General features: G+C 39.3%; 15 protein-coding genes. 13 read left to right on the top strand and 2 right to left on the bottom strand.

Annotation, left to right across the window (positions count from 1 at the left end; translation table 11 throughout):
- Positions 1-115: 115 nt before the first annotated feature.
- Entirely contained in the window at positions 116-1,153 is a 1,038-nt protein-coding gene (locus tag J4G36_RS10350; RefSeq protein ID WP_210469919.1) for a PTS sugar transporter subunit IIC, read from the bottom strand.
- Positions 1,154-1,686: 533 nt separating this feature from the next.
- On the opposite strand from J4G36_RS10350, the gene isdC reads away from it, so the two are divergent.
- The 13 genes from isdC (at position 1,687) to J4G36_RS10285 (ending at position 15,639) form a co-directional block, all read left to right on the top strand.
- The gene (gene isdC, locus J4G36_RS10345; protein ID WP_210469918.1) at positions 1,687-2,325 is read left to right on the top strand and encodes a heme uptake protein IsdC; all 639 of its coding nucleotides are present in this window, start codon (positions 1,687-1,689) and stop codon (positions 2,323-2,325) included.
- A 12-nt stretch (positions 2,326-2,337) separates the two neighbouring features.
- A complete protein-coding gene (locus J4G36_RS10340) occupies positions 2,338-2,976 on the top strand; it encodes an NEAT domain-containing protein (RefSeq protein ID WP_210469917.1) in 639 nt (212 codons plus the stop codon).
- A gap of 27 nt (positions 2,977-3,003) precedes the next feature.
- Positions 3,004-5,418 carry an NEAT domain-containing protein gene (locus J4G36_RS10335; protein ID WP_210469916.1) on the top strand — a complete coding sequence of 805 codons (2,415 nt, stop codon included), beginning with the start codon at positions 3,004-3,006 and terminating at the stop codon, positions 5,416-5,418.
- 255 nt (positions 5,419-5,673) lie between these two features.
- A complete protein-coding gene (gene isdE / locus J4G36_RS10330) occupies positions 5,674-6,546 on the top strand; it encodes a heme ABC transporter substrate-binding protein IsdE (protein WP_210470526.1) in 873 nt (290 codons plus the stop codon).
- Positions 6,547-6,574: 28 nt separating this feature from the next.
- Positions 6,575-7,552 carry a FecCD family ABC transporter permease gene (locus J4G36_RS10325; RefSeq protein ID WP_210469915.1) on the top strand — a complete coding sequence of 326 codons (978 nt, stop codon included), beginning with the start codon at positions 6,575-6,577 and terminating at the stop codon, positions 7,550-7,552.
- Positions 7,542-8,312 (top strand): ABC transporter ATP-binding protein, encoded by a 771-nt coding sequence (locus J4G36_RS10320; protein WP_210469914.1) that lies wholly within the window; start codon positions 7,542-7,544, stop codon positions 8,310-8,312. The genes J4G36_RS10325 and J4G36_RS10320 overlap by 11 nt, the downstream gene beginning before the upstream one ends.
- 244 nt (positions 8,313-8,556) lie before the next feature.
- A complete protein-coding gene (gene srtB / locus J4G36_RS10315) occupies positions 8,557-9,348 on the top strand; it encodes a class B sortase (protein ID WP_210469913.1) in 792 nt (263 codons plus the stop codon).
- A 352-nt stretch (positions 9,349-9,700) separates the two neighbouring features.
- Positions 9,701-10,426: a hypothetical protein gene (locus J4G36_RS10310; RefSeq protein ID WP_210469912.1), complete on the top strand. Its 726-nt coding sequence runs from the start codon at positions 9,701-9,703 to the stop codon at positions 10,424-10,426.
- A 13-nt stretch (positions 10,427-10,439) separates the two neighbouring features.
- Positions 10,440-10,829, top strand: coding sequence for a GntR family transcriptional regulator (locus J4G36_RS10305; RefSeq protein ID WP_210469911.1), 390 nt, complete (start codon positions 10,440-10,442; stop codon positions 10,827-10,829).
- A 14-nt stretch (positions 10,830-10,843) separates the two neighbouring features.
- Positions 10,844-11,695 carry an ABC transporter ATP-binding protein gene (locus tag J4G36_RS10300; RefSeq protein WP_210469910.1) on the top strand — a complete coding sequence of 284 codons (852 nt, stop codon included), beginning with the start codon at positions 10,844-10,846 and terminating at the stop codon, positions 11,693-11,695.
- A 17-nt stretch (positions 11,696-11,712) separates the two neighbouring features.
- Positions 11,713-12,645 (top strand): ABC transporter ATP-binding protein, encoded by a 933-nt coding sequence (locus J4G36_RS10295; protein ID WP_210469909.1) that lies wholly within the window; start codon positions 11,713-11,715, stop codon positions 12,643-12,645.
- Entirely contained in the window at positions 12,638-13,888 is a 1,251-nt protein-coding gene (locus J4G36_RS10290; RefSeq protein WP_210469908.1) for an ABC transporter permease, read from the top strand. The genes J4G36_RS10295 and J4G36_RS10290 overlap by 8 nt, the downstream gene beginning before the upstream one ends.
- A 392-nt stretch (positions 13,889-14,280) precedes the next feature.
- The gene (locus tag J4G36_RS10285; protein WP_210469907.1) at positions 14,281-15,639 is read left to right on the top strand and encodes a cyclic 2,3-diphosphoglycerate synthase; all 1,359 of its coding nucleotides are present in this window, start codon (positions 14,281-14,283) and stop codon (positions 15,637-15,639) included.
- A gap of 67 nt (positions 15,640-15,706) precedes the next feature.
- Here the strand turns inward: J4G36_RS10285 and J4G36_RS10280 are convergent, their stop codons facing one another.
- A complete protein-coding gene (locus tag J4G36_RS10280) occupies positions 15,707-16,522 on the bottom strand; it encodes a 5'-methylthioadenosine/adenosylhomocysteine nucleosidase (protein ID WP_210469906.1) in 816 nt (271 codons plus the stop codon).
- Between the last annotated feature and the right edge of the window lie 15 nt (positions 16,523-16,537).

The raw sequence follows: 16,537 nt of genomic DNA, 5'->3' as shown, positions 1-16,537 counted from the left end.
GCATAAAGTGAAAAAGGGATATCGACTAGGTAACACTTGTCGATATCCCTTTTGTTTTTTTATGTAAGTTCGCGAATAGTCATAATTGCACCTTGCACAGGTACCTTAGAAGTAGTTATTCGAAATCCAATTTGTAATCCGTTGCTTTGATTAATTTTAGGTTTCTGGAAAATATGTAGATGAGTCCTAGATTAAGTACAATGGGTAGGATTAAGAATGTGCTGAGCATGATGGATATATTTTTCTGTGTCCAACCGCCCTCTGCTAGATTTATGTAATTCAATGGACCGACGAGGCCGGATAAACCGAAACCTGCACTGTATGGTGTGCCTTGAATGTTTAATACACCTGCTAAACCTCCGAGAATGGCTGCGGTAATCACCATAGGGATTGCGATTTTAGGTTTCATCAAAAAGTTTTTCATTTGAATCTTAGGCGAACCGAGCACATGCGCTAATGCGGTGCCAAGCGAGTTCGCTTTGTAGCTGGCGATGGCTAATCCTACACCTGCTGCTACTATTCCTAAATTCGCTGCACCAGCACCCACGCCTGAAAGCATGATGACCGTTGCAACACCGACAGTAGAAACAGGCAGTAATATAATAATGCAGAAAATCACGGCTATGATCGCACCCATTAAGACAGGTTGTAATTGAGTCACGTTTGAAACTGCAACACCAATGATCCCAGTAGAATGTTTCATATATGGCAGCATCATATAACCAATCATACCGGGAACTAAGATACTCAAAGTCGGCATGACTAGAATAGAATAAGCTTTTAATTTATCGCCAAGCAATTGCACGAATAAAACAGCTAAGGCAGCTGTAATTCCGGTATTAAGCACAATTCCGATTCCGTTAAGTGCGAATAACCCATCAGCAGTCTTCTGTACAGCACCACTACCAACCATCGCGGCAATACCCACACTCGCTGTTTGAATCGGCGTCAGTTTAAATGTAATCCCCACCATCACCCCGATTAATAAAGGAAGCAGGCTCATGACAAATACAGTGATATCAAAAACATGCTGAAGTGCAGGGAAATAAGGAATCAATAATTTTAGAATTTCTCCCAATAATGCGTTAGGAATTAAAGCAACAACAATACCGATACTTATTCCATTAAGTAATTTACTAATAAACTCCTTCAATTCACATAACCCCAATCATGATGTAATTTGAATAACTATAGGCAATATTACTAAAATAGTCAATGTTAATTTATATTCAGCGAGATAGGTACAAAGTTTCAGTTAAGCGGGTCCTTGAAAGGTACCTGTGCAAGACACTATTCAGTTAATACACTACAATTGCATAAATTGAAAAAACAATATCGACAATACAAACTTTGTCGATATCCTTTTGGATTTTTATTCAGATTCTCAAATAGTCATAATTGCACCTTGCACAGGTACCGTCATAGGTACCGTCATAATAAAGGTGCTGTCACAACAACGTCTTGCAAAGGTGCTGTCATAAATATTGCACTTCACTAATACTTCACACAATATACAAAGAATTGTGTTGAGTGGTGGTGGATTTGGCGTATAATAGGAAGTGGTATAGTTCGGATGAATAGGTAATAGGTGGTTCTTTTTTTTAGCCTTTTATTGAGAATGATTTTCAGTGGCGGGTTTATATAATTTTGGTAGTGGATTGATTAACTAGAAAGGAAGGAAGATTATTGATTAGGAAAATATTGCTTCAGTTTGCGGTTTTAATGCTTGTTTGGATGTCAGCGATTCATGTTCATGCTGAAGATTCGGATGGAACGTTTTCAATCGGTTATGAAGTTTTAAATGCTGATAATGATTCAGTCTCGATTGCGAATGATTATTTTGATAAACCAGCTACTTTATTAGTGGAAAATGGTGAGAAATATATCCAGTTTTCGATTAATCATAGTGCGTGGGTGAAAGAGCTTCAGGTTCCGCTTGGCGAGTCTTTCGTTGATGTGGAAATTGTGAGTGAGGATGAGGCAGCGGATACTCGAGTTGTGCGATTTAAACTGGAAGAGGATTTGTCTCAACCTGTGGAAGTTAAGATGCATATACTGGTCGAATCTATGGAACCGGTTTATGATCACCGCTATTCGGTTCGATTTGATTTTGAGAATGATCAAATGGAAGAGATAGAATCCGCAGTAGCCAGTAGTTTAGAAGAAGTAAATAATGATGAAGATAAGGTAGTAACAGATACTAACAGTGAGCAGCAAGTAAAGAAATCCGAGAAGAGTAGCAGTAAAACGATTGTATTAATTGTTATCGTGGTGGGTATGGCGGCTTTGCTGATTACTAGACCTTGGAAAACTAAGAGAAATTAAGGAGTGTGTTTGATGAGTAGACTGTTAAAGGTTTTATTTTCAATCGTGATCATGTTGACTGTATTTCAATCCAATTCAGTTGAGGCGGCATCAAAATATGCTGATGGCGAATATAGTGTGCCATTTACAGTAGTAAAAAATAATAGTAATGAAAAATCCGTTACGAATGATTATTTGACGTCACCTGCTAAGTTAGTCGTGAAAGATGGCAAAAACTTAATTCAAATAACTATTAAGAACAAATCATGGTGGCAATATTTTCAAGTTCAAAACGGTGGTAGTTTCGGGAATGTGACTGTCTTGAGTGAAGGTAAGGATACGCAGTTGGTGCAGTTTGAAGTGCAGGATGTCGACAAGCTAGTAAACGCTAAAGTTCACATTATCGTACCGGAAATTAATTATGATAATAAATACGATGTTCGCTTTAATTTTAATACTTCCAATGTAGCAGCAAAAGCAGCAGGTCCCAATAAAGGTACGACGGCTAAAACAACTACTACTGAAAAAAGCACAAAGAGTACGGAAACAAAAACTAAGACAATAAAACCTGAGGACAACCCGCAAACAGGTGACAATACGCCAATATTTTTATTTGTTGGATTACTGCTCGCATCGGGAGTATTCCTTGTTCGTAGAGTTGCAATTAAATAACAACTATATAATAGAGGAGAAAATTAGATGAAAAAATTCATGTCAATGATGTTGGCTTTGTTATTAGTCATCACTGCAGCGTTGCCTACAGGTGCCGTTTTTGCTAATGATGATGTGAAATATAAAGACGGCGAATATGATTTGCCGTTGACTGTCCTTCATTCCACTAAAGACGAAGAATCATCGATGGGTAAATACGTAACAGATCCAACTGTCGTCATAGAAGATGGTCAAGCTACTGTAACAGTTACATTAACAAGTAGTGAAATGATTGCAGCTTTCCAAGTAGAAAATAATGGCAAGTTTATTGATACGGAAGTTGTTCGTGAAAATGTAGAAGAAAACACTAGAGATGTAAGTTTTACGGTTGAAGATCTAACCGCGATTATGAATGCAAAGGTATCCGTTGATACTGGAATTCCAAGTTATGGTGTCATGCATCACGATGTTCGCTTGCAATTTGACCCAAGTGAAATCCCTTTCGCTACGGATGAGAATCCAGCACAACCGGTTAAGTATGAAGACGGTGAATATGATTTACCGTTGACTGTTCTTCACGCGACGGAAGACAAAGAATCGTCAATGGGCAGATATCTTCAAAACCCAATTGTATCGATTAAAGACGGGCAAGCTACCGTTACAGTCACATTGACGAGCAGCAATATGATTGCGGCTTTCCAAGTAGAAAACGATGGCGAGTTTATTGACACGGAAGTAATCAGTGAAAATAAAGAAGAAGACACGAGAAAAGTCAGTTTTGCTGTCGAGGATTTAAACGCGATCACGGCTGCAAAAGTATCAGTGGATACGGGAAGACCGGACTTTGGCGTCATGCATCACGATGTTCGTTTGCAGTTCGACACTAGTGAGATTCCATTAGCTGAAGAAGAGCCGGAAGAAGAAAACCCAGGACCAGTCGTTAAATATGCAGATGGTGAATATGAATTACCGTTGAGCGTTCTGCATGCGACGGAAGATAAAGCATCTGGAATGGCAAGATACCTTCAAAACCCATCTGTCGTCATAAAAGACGGGAAGGCTACCGTAACAGTTACTTTAACAAGTAGCGATATGATTGCGGCTTTCCAAGTTGAAAATGGTGGAGAATTTATTGATACAGAAGTAGTTAGTGAAAATGAAGAAGAAAATACTAGGGATGTTCGTTTTACAGTTGAAGATTTGAACAGGATCTTAGCTGGAAAAGTTTCAGTAGATACTGGAAATCCTAACTTTGGCGTCATGCACCATGATGTTCGTTTACAGTTCGACCCAAGCGCAATTCCAGTTGCTGAAGATGAGCCTGAGGAAGAGCCAGAAGAAGAACCAAAAGAAGAGAATCCGGGGCAATCATTTAAGTATGCAGATGGCGAATATGATTTACCATTGACCGTCCTTCATGCTACTAAGGATGAAGAATCATCCATGGGTAAATATGTTCAAAATCCGTCTGTCGTCATAAAAGACGGGAAAGCTACTGTATCGGTAACGTTAACAAGTAGTGAAATGATTGCAGCTTTCCAAGTAGAAAATAACGGCGAGTTTATTGATACAGAGGTAGTAAGTGAAAACAAAGATGAAAACACTAGAATTGTTCGTTTCAAAGTTGAAGACCTAGACGCGATCATGGCTGCAAAGGTATCCGTAGATACTGGAATGCCGGGAATGGATATTATGCATCACGATGTTCGCTTGAAGTTTGACCCTAGTGCGATTCCTTTGAATGAAGAAAAACCTGAAGATCCAAAAGAAGAACCTAAAGAAGAGCCGAAAGAAGAAGAACCTAAAGAGGAACCAAAAGAAGAAAATCCAGTCATCGACGCTAAAAACCTAAAAGACGGAGAATACTCTATCGTATTTGAAGTTTTGGAAAACAACACAAACAACAAGTCTATGATGGATCAATACGTTGTCAATACAGGTCTTTTAACAGTCAAAGACGGGAAAAAATATATCTCCGCTACTTTTACAGATAGCGCCTGGATTACAGATTTCCAAGTTGATTTTAAAGGTAAGTATATGACTCCAGAAGTAGTCAGTGCGGATGAAAAAGCAAATACGCGTGTTGTTAAATTTGAAGTTGAGGATTTATTCGAAAAGATGAATGCAAAGGTGTCATTAGATATCCCGGCATACAACTACAAAGAAACGCATGATGTGCAATTTGCTTTCGATACAAATTCCATCAAACTGCTAAAGGACGGGGAAACCCCGCCAACAGACGATGGCAAAAAGACGCCAATCGTCAAGAATACAGATAAGAAAGATACAGGTCTAAAATTTAATCGCGATGCAGATGCGAATAAATCCGGAAATAAATCAACAGTTAATAAAGGGAAAAACCCGAAAACAGGAGATACCACACAGATTCTATTATTCGTATTATTGTTAGTCGGATCATTAATTCCACTTGCAATGAAATTACGAAATCGACTAGCCGCGTGATGGATTAAAAAGAAAAGAAGTCTTGATGGTGGATAGCTGGTAGCAAGAGCAAAAGGCGGTACCTGTGCAAGACACTATTCAGATTATACACTACAATTGTATATAGTGAAAAGTAGAATATGACTATAGAAGGATTTACGAGTATCAGTTTTGGGTAATAACCCGAATTCGCGAATTGTCATAATTGCACCTTGCACAGGTACCTTTGTTATAGCTGGCCAAAAGACTAATTTGATAGGAAGTGCGTAATTCATGATGAAAAGAAAGTTCTCCCTATTTTTATTGGCGGGCTTAATTATGGTCGTCGCGGGTTGTTCGGCAAATGCCGACCCAGCGGTTGAAAGTGAAAACTCGGACGGCGATCGCATTATTGCAACGACAGTCGCTGTGACAGAAATTATGGATGCGTTGGAAATAGATTTAGTTGCTGTTCCGACGAGTTACAAGGATTTGCCTAAGCGATATGATGGCTTAACTGAAATAGGAAATCCGATGAATCCTGATATGGAAATCATTTTGTCGCTTAAACCGACTGAAGTGCTGTCTGTGTCAACGCTGAAAAGTGATTTAGATGAGGTTTTTTCAGGTAGAAACATTAACACGAGTTACCTTAATTTGCAGACGCTAGAAAACATGCAAAATGAGATATTGGCGCTCGGAGAACGATATGATCGGCAGGAACAGGCAGGGGCTCTTATCCAGAAGTTTGAGGGGAAATTGGAAGAAATTAAACTGAAAACGGAAGGGAAAGACCAACCTTCAGTACTTATTTTGATGGGGGTGCCTGGAAGTTATTTGGTTGCGACGGAGAATTCTTACTTAGGGGATCTTGTTAAACGAGCAGGTGGGAAGAACGTTATTTCCGGCGAATCTGTGGAGTTTTTGTCATCTAACACGGAATACTTACAGAAATCGAATCCTGATATTATTTTAAGGGCGGCGCACGGGATGCCTGAAGAAGTTGTCGCGATGTTTGATAAAGAGTTTAAAGAAAATGATATTTGGAAACATTTCAATGCGGTTAAAAATGATCGGGTCTATGATTTAGAAGAAACGCTTTTTGGCACAACCGGAAATTTAGCTGCAACAGAGGCTTTGGATGAATTACTAGAAATGCTTTATAATTGAAATGCGATTTCCGAAAAGGATGTCTAAGATGAACAAAAAGGTTATTAGTTTTATCACTGTGATTACGTTACTAATCTTAGTCACAATCTATTCTTCCGTAACGGGGAGTTTGGAAGTTTCCGTTTTGGAATTAATTCGTGGAATATTCACAGGAGACAATGAAAATGTTGAAATCATCAAAGACTTGCGTTTCCCGCGGATTATCATTGCGTTGTTTGCGGGTGCGGCGTTGTCTATATCTGGGGTTTTATTGCAAGCGGTCATGAAGAACCCGTTGGCAGATCCGAGCATTATCGGGGTGTCGTCTGGTGCAGGTTTCATGTCTCTACTCATCGTCTCTATTTTTCCTTCATTATTTTTCTACATGCCTTTATTTTCATTTGTAGGCGGTGCTTTTGCATTTTACTTAGTCTATACGTTTTCTTGGAAGTCTGGCCTTAATCCGCTGCGAATGATTTTAGTCGGCGTGGCGATAAACGCCGTCTTTACGGGTTTAAGCCAAGGACTCAGTTTCGCCGGTGCGGCCACCTCGATCAATCAAGTCACGACATCCACATTGTTCATGAAAAACTGGAGCGACGTCAATGTGATGGTCATTTATGGTTCAATCGGTCTTATTCTCGCATTTTTACTTTATTCGTGGTGCAATCAGTTGGCGCTTGGCGATAAAACCGCAAGAAGTCTAGGCGTCAATATCAATCGAACGAGGTTAATTGTTTCTGTTGTCGCGGTATTACTGGCGTCGATTGCAACAGCAGTCGCAGGAATGTTTGCGTTTATCGGGCTTTTAATCCCACATATTGGGCGAATGTTAGTGGGTACGGATCATAAGGTTCTTATTCCTTTCTCTGCACTTTCGGGTGCATTATTAACACTGACTGCGGATACATTAGGACGAATTGTGATTGCGCCAACTGAAATTCCGGCGTCTATATTAGTCGCTGTCATTGGCGGACCTTTCCTCATATTCTTGCTGAGAAAGAGTGAACGAATTTATGGACATTAAAGGGATAACTTTTTCGTATGACAATAAAACCAATCATCTACACAATATAAATAGTGACATCACAAGAGGGGAAATCACAACGATTATCGGTCCAAATGGATGCGGAAAGTCAACGCTTTTAGGTGTGATGTCGAATAACTATGTTCCTCAAAAAGGTCAAATTATTTTGGATGGTAAGGAAATACGGACGTATAAACCAAAGGACTTTGCCAAGAAATTAGCCATTGTTCACCAACAAAACGAAGCGCCTTCAGATATGACGGTTGAAAAATTAACGACTTATGGAAGACTACCGCATCGCAGCATGTTCTCCTCAATATCAGATGAAGATGAAGCGGCCATCGAATGGGCGTTAACCTGCACCAACCTACAAGGGAAGCGCAACACAACAATCGATTCCTTATCCGGCGGAGAAAAACAACGCGTCTGGATTGCGATGTCACTCGCACAGAAAACTGAATTTTTATTTCTAGACGAACCAACAACTTATCTAGATATTTATTATCAATACGAGATATTAGACTTGATCAAACAACTGAACAAAGCGCACGGTTTGTCGATTGTTATGGTGTTACACGACATCAACCAAGCCATCCAGTACAGCGACACAATCATCGTCATGAAAGACGGTAAAATCGTGTTGAAAGGCAAGCCCGAAGAAATCATCACCGAGCAATTAATGGCGGATATATATGGTATCGACGTCATCGTGAAGAAGGATGACCGTACTGGGTTGTATATTGTTCCAGTAGGCATCTGAGGACGGATTGAAGCATTTTTTCGGTACCGTTTTGGTACCCTTTTCGAAAGTTTTTTTCGGTACATTTTTCGGTACCTGTGCAAGACACTATTCAGTTAATACACTACAATTGTATAAAGTGATAATGGGGTGCAGGGTAGATAACACTTTGTAATTATTCCCTTACGTATTTATTCACCGTCTTGAATTGTCATAATTGCACCGTGCACAGGTACCTTCATAATTAGGAGATAGGAGTGATTATATGGAAAGAAGTAGACGAACAAAAGAGAAGCAAAGTCCGCTGAAAAAATTCGTGTCGCGTGCAATCACCATTGTGTGTCTAGCTGTTTTCATATATTCAGCCTACTCATTGATCAGTATCTATTTGGGCTATCATAATAACCGCCAAGTGTTAGCCGATGCACAGGAAATCTATTATGACTTTTCGAATATAGACATAGAAGAAAATGACTTAGAAGACGGTGAAATTCGTCCGCAATTTACTGAATTACAAAGTATTAATCCAGAGATTGTCGGTTGGGTTTCAATCGAAGATACGCAAATTAATTATCCAGTATTGCAGGGCGAAAATAATGAGGATTATTTAAATCGAAATTATAAAGGGGATCACTCGATAGCCGGTAGTATATTCATGGATTATCGAATTGATATCAGTGATTATAATCCCAATACAATTCTTTACGGGCATCGGATGAAAGACGGTGCCATGTTCGAGGAGCTGACAAAGTTTCTGGATAAAGATTTCTTTGATAATCATCAAGTAGTTAAATTTGATACATTATATGAAAGTTATGATGCTGAAATATTCTCGGTGTATCAAACAACGACTGATTTTGATTATATTCAAACCGAATTTTCGGATGACGGCGATTTTGGTTTGTTATTGGATGAAATACGACAAAACTCACTGTATCATTCGGATATTCAAATCGACGAAGATGATCAAATTATCACTTTATCAACATGTGACTACGAACTCGATCCGCGTGAAGGGCGATTAGTGGTACATGCCAAATTGGTGAAAAAAGAGTGAGGAAAAGCGTTTAGTAAGCACATTTTGGGACACCTTTTATGCACACCTTTAGTACACCTTTTAGGTACCTGTGCAAGACACTATTCAGTTAATACACTGCAATTGCATAAATTGAAAACGGGATATCGACAAGATAACACTTTGTCGATATCTTTTTTGTTTTTATTCGAGTTCGCGAATAGTCATAATTGCGCCTTGCACAGGTACCTCCTTCTCCTTCTCATCTAACGCCTCCAACACAACCAACTGAACTGCCTCCTACTGAGTAATAAAATAGATTGACAAATAATTGTTTGTGTTTTATGGTGTGTATAACGACATACACACTAGGTGTTTTTAGGGGGAGAGTTATTTGGGAGATTGGAAACAAGCGATTGCGCTAGCAAGATTTGAACTTCGACATTCTAAGAAAGCACTTATTACATCGGGACTTATGTTGATTGTTTATTCATTTTTCATCATTGAATCAACATCCGCTTATTTAGAGAATTGGTTTATGCTGTTTGATCTTTTGTTCTTAATCACTATCGGGGTTGCTGCAATGTGGGCAAAGCCGAAGACGTTTCGATTGGAAAAAAGTGATGATAATTCATTTAAGAAATCATACTTTGTCATGCTCTATCAGCTGCCAATACGAAAAGAAGTTTTGATTAAAAACTTATTTGTTATTTATTTTGTATACTCGATTCCGTTTCACGCATTATTTTTAATCTCGATTTATGCATTTTCGGGTACGATGCAATCCTTTATGACGCTTCCAGAGTATATTGCCTTTTTTATTATCTGGATGTCCTTTGGAATTTATTGGGGGGTTATGTATCCTATTGCTGATTTAGGGGAAGTGACTAAATCAAGCACATTCAAACTGTGGCTTTATATCGCATTGTTTTTGGCGTTCGTTGTTGGTGTGTTTCTTCTATTTAATCAGTATACAGGTCAAGGTATTGTGTATTGGACGATGGTGGTTGCGAAAAAATGGCCACTGTTATCGTCAATTTTATCGATCATCGCCGCTTATCTTGGTACAACGTTAGCACTTCGACGGGCGACCAAAAAAATTAAGCAAATCGACTATTAAGGGCGTGTGTAAAATGGAACTTCCGATTCAATTATCAAAGGATTCTCGGGAACCGATTTACTTTCAAATTGAAGAGCAAATTAAAGCTTTAATTGCAAGTGGGCAATTGAATGCAGGAACTGTGCTGCCTTCAATTCGTGCGTTGTCCAAAGATCTTGAAGTAAGCATCATAACAACGAGACGCGTCTATCAGAATTTAGAGCAACAGGGCTTCATTCATTCGAAGCAAGGGAAGGGGTCCTTTGTTGCAGAAATCGAAGAAGGACTCCAAAAAGAAGTAAAAATAAGTGCAGTGGAACTGGCATTTGAAACTGCTATTGAAACAGCATTACGTCATGATTATTCAATCGTGCAAGTGAAAGAGATTTTTGCTGAAGTGATGGAGAAATACGAGGGGAAATAGGGAGGAATCGTAATATGGAGCATGCAGTAGCGATACGTGATGTTCATAAAACCGTGGATAATTTTCAATTGAAATCAATTCATTGGGAAATTGAAAAGGGGACAATATCCGCACTTATCGGAAAGAACGGTGCTGGAAAAAGTACACTTTTGAATTTAATCATGAATTTAACGAAAACAGATGTTGGGGACATACAAATACTGGGACAATCAGTGTCTCGAGAAGATGATTCCTGGAAGCCAAAAGTTGCTTATTTACCGCAAAAACCACCCATAATTACACCTTTTACTGGACAAGAATTAAGAGATTTAATTGCCCAATGGTATCCGACGTGGGACGAATCGTTTTTTCAAAGAGCCGTAGCGTTATTTGGTATTGATTTAACAACAAAATTCAATAAATTATCGCCAGGTGCGCAACAGCAATTGAACCTAGCACTCGTAATCGCTAGAAATGCAGAGGTTCTAATTCTTGACGAACCGACAGCACATCTAGATATACCATCTAAGAAAATTTTAGGTGATTTACTCGTAGAATGGATGGATCTTGGCGAAAGAACGATTATTCTCGCGACGCACCAAATCGAAGATATTCAGAAGTTAGCAGACTATCTCGTCTTTATAAAAGATGGATGTATTCAGGAGAAGTTTGAAAAAGAAGCGTTAACTGACATGTATAAACGCTACTGGTTTTCACAACCAATTGAATGTGGATTTGTGCCAGGCGAGGTAGAGCGTAAAGGAAATTCAATCGTAACAAATAGGCCGATCGAAGCTGAAGATTATTTCGAACATGCGGAGCTGGAGTGGATAACTGTTCAATCACTCGATCTGGATGAAATCGTAACGATGTTGTTAATAAAGTGACTGGGGGAGAACTGCAAATGACAAACGTTTTAACAGTGAACAATCTGGGGAAATCTTTCAAATCAAAACAAATCATCAAAGATATTTCGTTTGAAGTGCAAAAAGGGGAAATCATGGCGATTTTAGGTCCAAATGGTGCGGGGAAATCAACGACAATCCGCAATATTATGGGCATTATGTATCCAGATGAAGGCAGTATTGAATTCAATGGTTACGCCAAAAATGAGATTCCGCGTCAGAAAATCGGTTATTTACCGGAAGAACGCGGCTTGTATAAAAACGTGAAAGTGATGGATATGATTTTATATTTGGCGGATTTGAAAGATTATCCAGTGAAAAAAGCAAAAGCGCGTGCACTGAAATATTTAGAGAAATTTGGATTAGAAGGTAAGGATAAAGTTTCCGTCGAGGAATTATCCAAAGGAATGGGACAAAAAGTACAATTCATTGCCTCAATTATTCATGAACCAGAGCTGCTTATTTTGGATGAACCTTTTTCGGGATTAGACCCAGTGAGTCAAGAAACTTTCAAAGAAGAGATTCGAACGCTTGCAAATAATGGAACATCGATACTTCTTTCTTCCCACCAGATGAATGTCGTAGAAGAATTATGTGATCGATTGTTTATGATTCATCGCGGTGAAAAAGTGATTTATGGTGCGATGGAGGACGTGAAAAATGAATATGCAAATTTTAAATGTACGATTAAAGGACGAAATGCTATTTCTGTATTAGAAACGATTCCGGAAGTTTTGCGCATTGAGCAAAATGAAGATGTGTCTGTGCTTTATTTGTCCCCGGAAGTTGTTGTTCCGAAGTGGCTCAAAAATTTGCCGGAAACTTTGACGATTCAAGAGTTCTCGATTGATAGAATTTCACTTCATGAAATTTTTATAGATATTGCGACAGATCAAAATCGATTGGCTGAAGGAGTTGAAAGTTATGCGTAATAGTTTAAAGGTAGCCAAATGGGAAATTAAGCGCAACTTGACTAATAAATCATTTATAATTTCATTGCTCAGCACACCCGTTATCTTTTTGGCGTTCTTTTTCGTTCCAATGTTGTTTAATCAATCAGACTCTGACGAGAATAGTAATGTTCAAGTCTTTTTGTATGATGAAATAGGTGTTTGGGATGAAGTCGTAGAAGTGGTAGATGCTGCAGACAAAACAAATTGGACATTGGTTCAGACAGAGATTCCAGAAGCAGAGATGCGAAAAGAATTGATGGAGAAAGAGCATAGTGTCTACCTCGCAATGACCGAGGAGGCACTTGAGCAGGGCCAAGTCAAAATGTACATGACTGATGATATAGATGACTCATTTCCTTTTGAGGCATCGATATTGGAACAGCCGCTTCGGGAACTACAAATGGAGAAGCTAGGGCTAACAGATACACAAAAATCAGCTATTATGAACCAGGTAACGATTACAGCGATAGACGCCGATGAAATGGAATCGATCATCCAAGAAGAGGAAAGCGGCGTTGCTTCAAATGAAGTAGATCCATTAGAACGGATAATTCCTGGTGCATTTGCTGGCTTAATTCTATTCTCTATTGTCATGACAGGTATGATGATATTCCAATCGGCTTCACAGGAAAAGAAAGAGAAAGTCGCAGAAATCATTTTATCTTCATTGACACCGGCGGAATTGATGCAAGGGAAAATTATTGGTTACTTTGTCCTTGGCGTTACGCAAGTCATCGTTTGGTTAGCTGTGGCACTACCGGCGATGGTATGGCGTTTCGATATCCCGCTACTGGAGTACTTACTCGTTCCGGAATTAATACTTCTCTTATTTATCGCATTCGCAGGTTATCTGCTCTTTGCCGCGATTTTCGTCAGTATTGGCGCAACGGTGGAAGATTTGACAGCAACGAGTAATTTTCAAGGGATGGTCATGATGTTGCCATTCTTGCCAGCGATTTTTATCGGCCCCATCCTTTCAAATCCAAGCGGACTCATTGCACAAATTGGCTCATTCATCCCAATCACTGCACCGGCAGTCTTACTCGTCCGCCTTTCAGTCCTTGAAGAGTGGCCATGGATCGAACTTAGCATTGCAGTCGTCGTTCTGCTCTTCAGTATCTGGCTATTTATGAAATTGGCAGGAAAGGTATTCAACATGGGAATTATGATGTACGGAAAAAATGCCACACCAAAAGAAATTTGGAGATGGCTATGGACTTGAATTGAACGGATTAGGTTAGAAATTTTTTTGGTACCTGTGCAAGACACTATTCAGTTAATACACTACAATTGAATAAGTTGAAAAAAGGATATCGACAATATACACTTTGTCGATATCTTTTTTTGTTTTTATTCAAGTTCGCGAATAGTCATAATTGCACCTTGCACAGGTACCTCAAAAAGCTACCTCAAAAGGGGACGCTCACTAGGGGTAGCTCATTAGGTGGAAAACAAAAGGGTGTTGTAGAAGAGGTACTCTAAAAGTACCTCGAAAAGGTAGCTAAAAAGAATGTTTTAATAGTTAAATTTATTTATTTTATTAAATCGCTCGTATTTTAATACATAAAGGGTTATAATTATAACAAACAATTGAAATTGTAGGAGGGTATACATATGAATAGAAAAAATGTATTGATTATTGGAGCGGCAGGGAGAGATTTCCACAATTTTAATGTGTATTATCGAGATAATGAAGCGTATAATGTGGTTGCTTTTACGGCGGCGCAAATTCCTGATATAGATGGACGTAAGTATCCAAGCGAATTAGCTGGTGAACTATATCCAGAAGGGATCCCGATTTATTCACAAGATCAATTAGCGGACTTGATAAAAGAGTTGCAAGTGAGTGAGTGTGTTTTTGCTTATAGTGATATTAGTTATGAAGATGTGATGGGCGTGAGTGCGATTGTGAATGCGGCGGGTGCTAATTTTACAGTGCTTGGTCCGAAAAGCACGATGTTGAAAAGTAACAAGCCCGTTATTTCTGTATGCGCAGTACGAACTGGAACGGGTAAAAGTCAAACGGCGCGAAAGATTATCGAAACATTACTTGAGCATGATTTGAAAGTCATTGCGGTTAGACATCCGATGCCTTATGGCGATTTAAATGCGCAACGTGTTCAGCGTTTTGCGACAGTAGAAGACTTAAAGAAACATAATTGTACGATTGAAGAAATGGAAGAATATGAACCACATGTGGCACGCGGAAATATCGTTTATGCAGGCGTTGATTATGCAGATATTTTAACGGCAGCGGAAAATGATCCTGATGGTTGTGATGTTATTTTATGGGACGGTGGAAATAATGACTTTTCCTTCTACGAACCTGATTTGGCAGTGACTGTGTTGGATCCGCATCGACCAGGTCATGAATTAAAATACTATCCTGGAGAAGTTTGTTTAAGAACAACCGATGTTGCGATTATTAATAAAGTCGACAGTGCATCTGCAGAGGCTGTGCAAATCGTAGAAAACAATATTAAACTGGTAAATCCGAACAGCGCCATTATTAAAGCAGAATCCTTAATTACAGTCGATCAGCCTGAAAGTATTATTGGAAAACGTGTATTGGTCGTTGAAGATGGCCCGACGTTGACACATGGCGAGATGAATATTGGTGCGGGGATTGTTGCGGCTAAGCGTTTAGGTGCGAAAGAAATCATTGATGCACGCCCATTTGCAGTGGGTACGTTACTTGATACGTATGAGAAATATCAACATATTGGAAACGTGCTTCCAGCGATGGGGTACGGCGAACAGCAATTGAAGGATCTTGAAGAAACTATTAATAATGCTGACTGTGATGCAGTGATTATTGGCACGCCGATGGATTTATCTCGAATCATTTCGATTAATAAACCCTATACACGTGTTCACTATGAACTAGACGAAGTGGGTACACCGAATTTAAGTGGTGTTTTGAAAGATTTTATTCAAGAAAATAATTTGATCAATAAAACCACTATTAAATAAAGAAAAACAGGAAGTCGACCCAATTAGCTGTGGGTAGACTTCCTGTTTTTTTCGCAATATTGAGTGTTTACAAGTTTTCGTCTGCAGCTTTGATCATTTCTTCAATCATCTGGCTGGCGTTTTCAGCTGCCGTTATGATGAAGTCTTCATACTTTACATCTGCCTCGCCGCTGGCATCGTCCGAGATTGCACGAATAATAACGAATGGCACTTCATTCAAATGTGCAACATGAGCAATTGCTGCGCCTTCCATTTCTACAGCGTGTGGAGAGAAGTTTTCTGCAATCCATTCTTTTTGTTCAGCACTCGCAATAAACTGATCGCCAGTTGCGATTCTTCCTTGAACGACTTTAATATCCTCAGGTAATCCCTCAGTTGCTGATTGTGCGAGTTGAATTAATTTTTCATCCGCTGTGAAATAACTTGTATCCATGCGCGCAATCACGCCCGGCTTTTCGCCAAATGCAGTGATATCAAAATCATGCTGGACAGCGTCCGTTGAAATGACGATGTCTCCAATGGTTACATCAGTGGTTAGACCACCGGCAACACCTGAGTTGATGAGATAGTCAACACCGAAATGATCGACTAACGCTTGCGTACAGGCAGCCGCATTCACTTTACCGACACCTGATTGAACCAAGACAATGTTTTCACCGTCTAATGTTCCTTTATAAAATTCCATTCCTGCTATCGTTTCAGTGCTTTCAATGTCCATTTTATCGCGAAGAATTTCAACTTCTTCAATCATCGCTCCAATAATACCGATAACCCGTTCCTCTGGTTGTTCCGTAGAATCTTCTTGTTTCGGAGAACAGCCAATTAACATAAATGCTGCAATCATGATGATCATAAAGAATTTGAGGCTAATATTGTTTTTCATGGATGTAAATTCCTC

The organism is Sporosarcina sp. 6E9 (assembly GCF_017921835.1).
GTDB lineage: Bacteria > Bacillota > Bacilli > Bacillales_A > Planococcaceae > Sporosarcina.
This window is presented reverse-complemented; position numbering and strand designations above follow the sequence as displayed.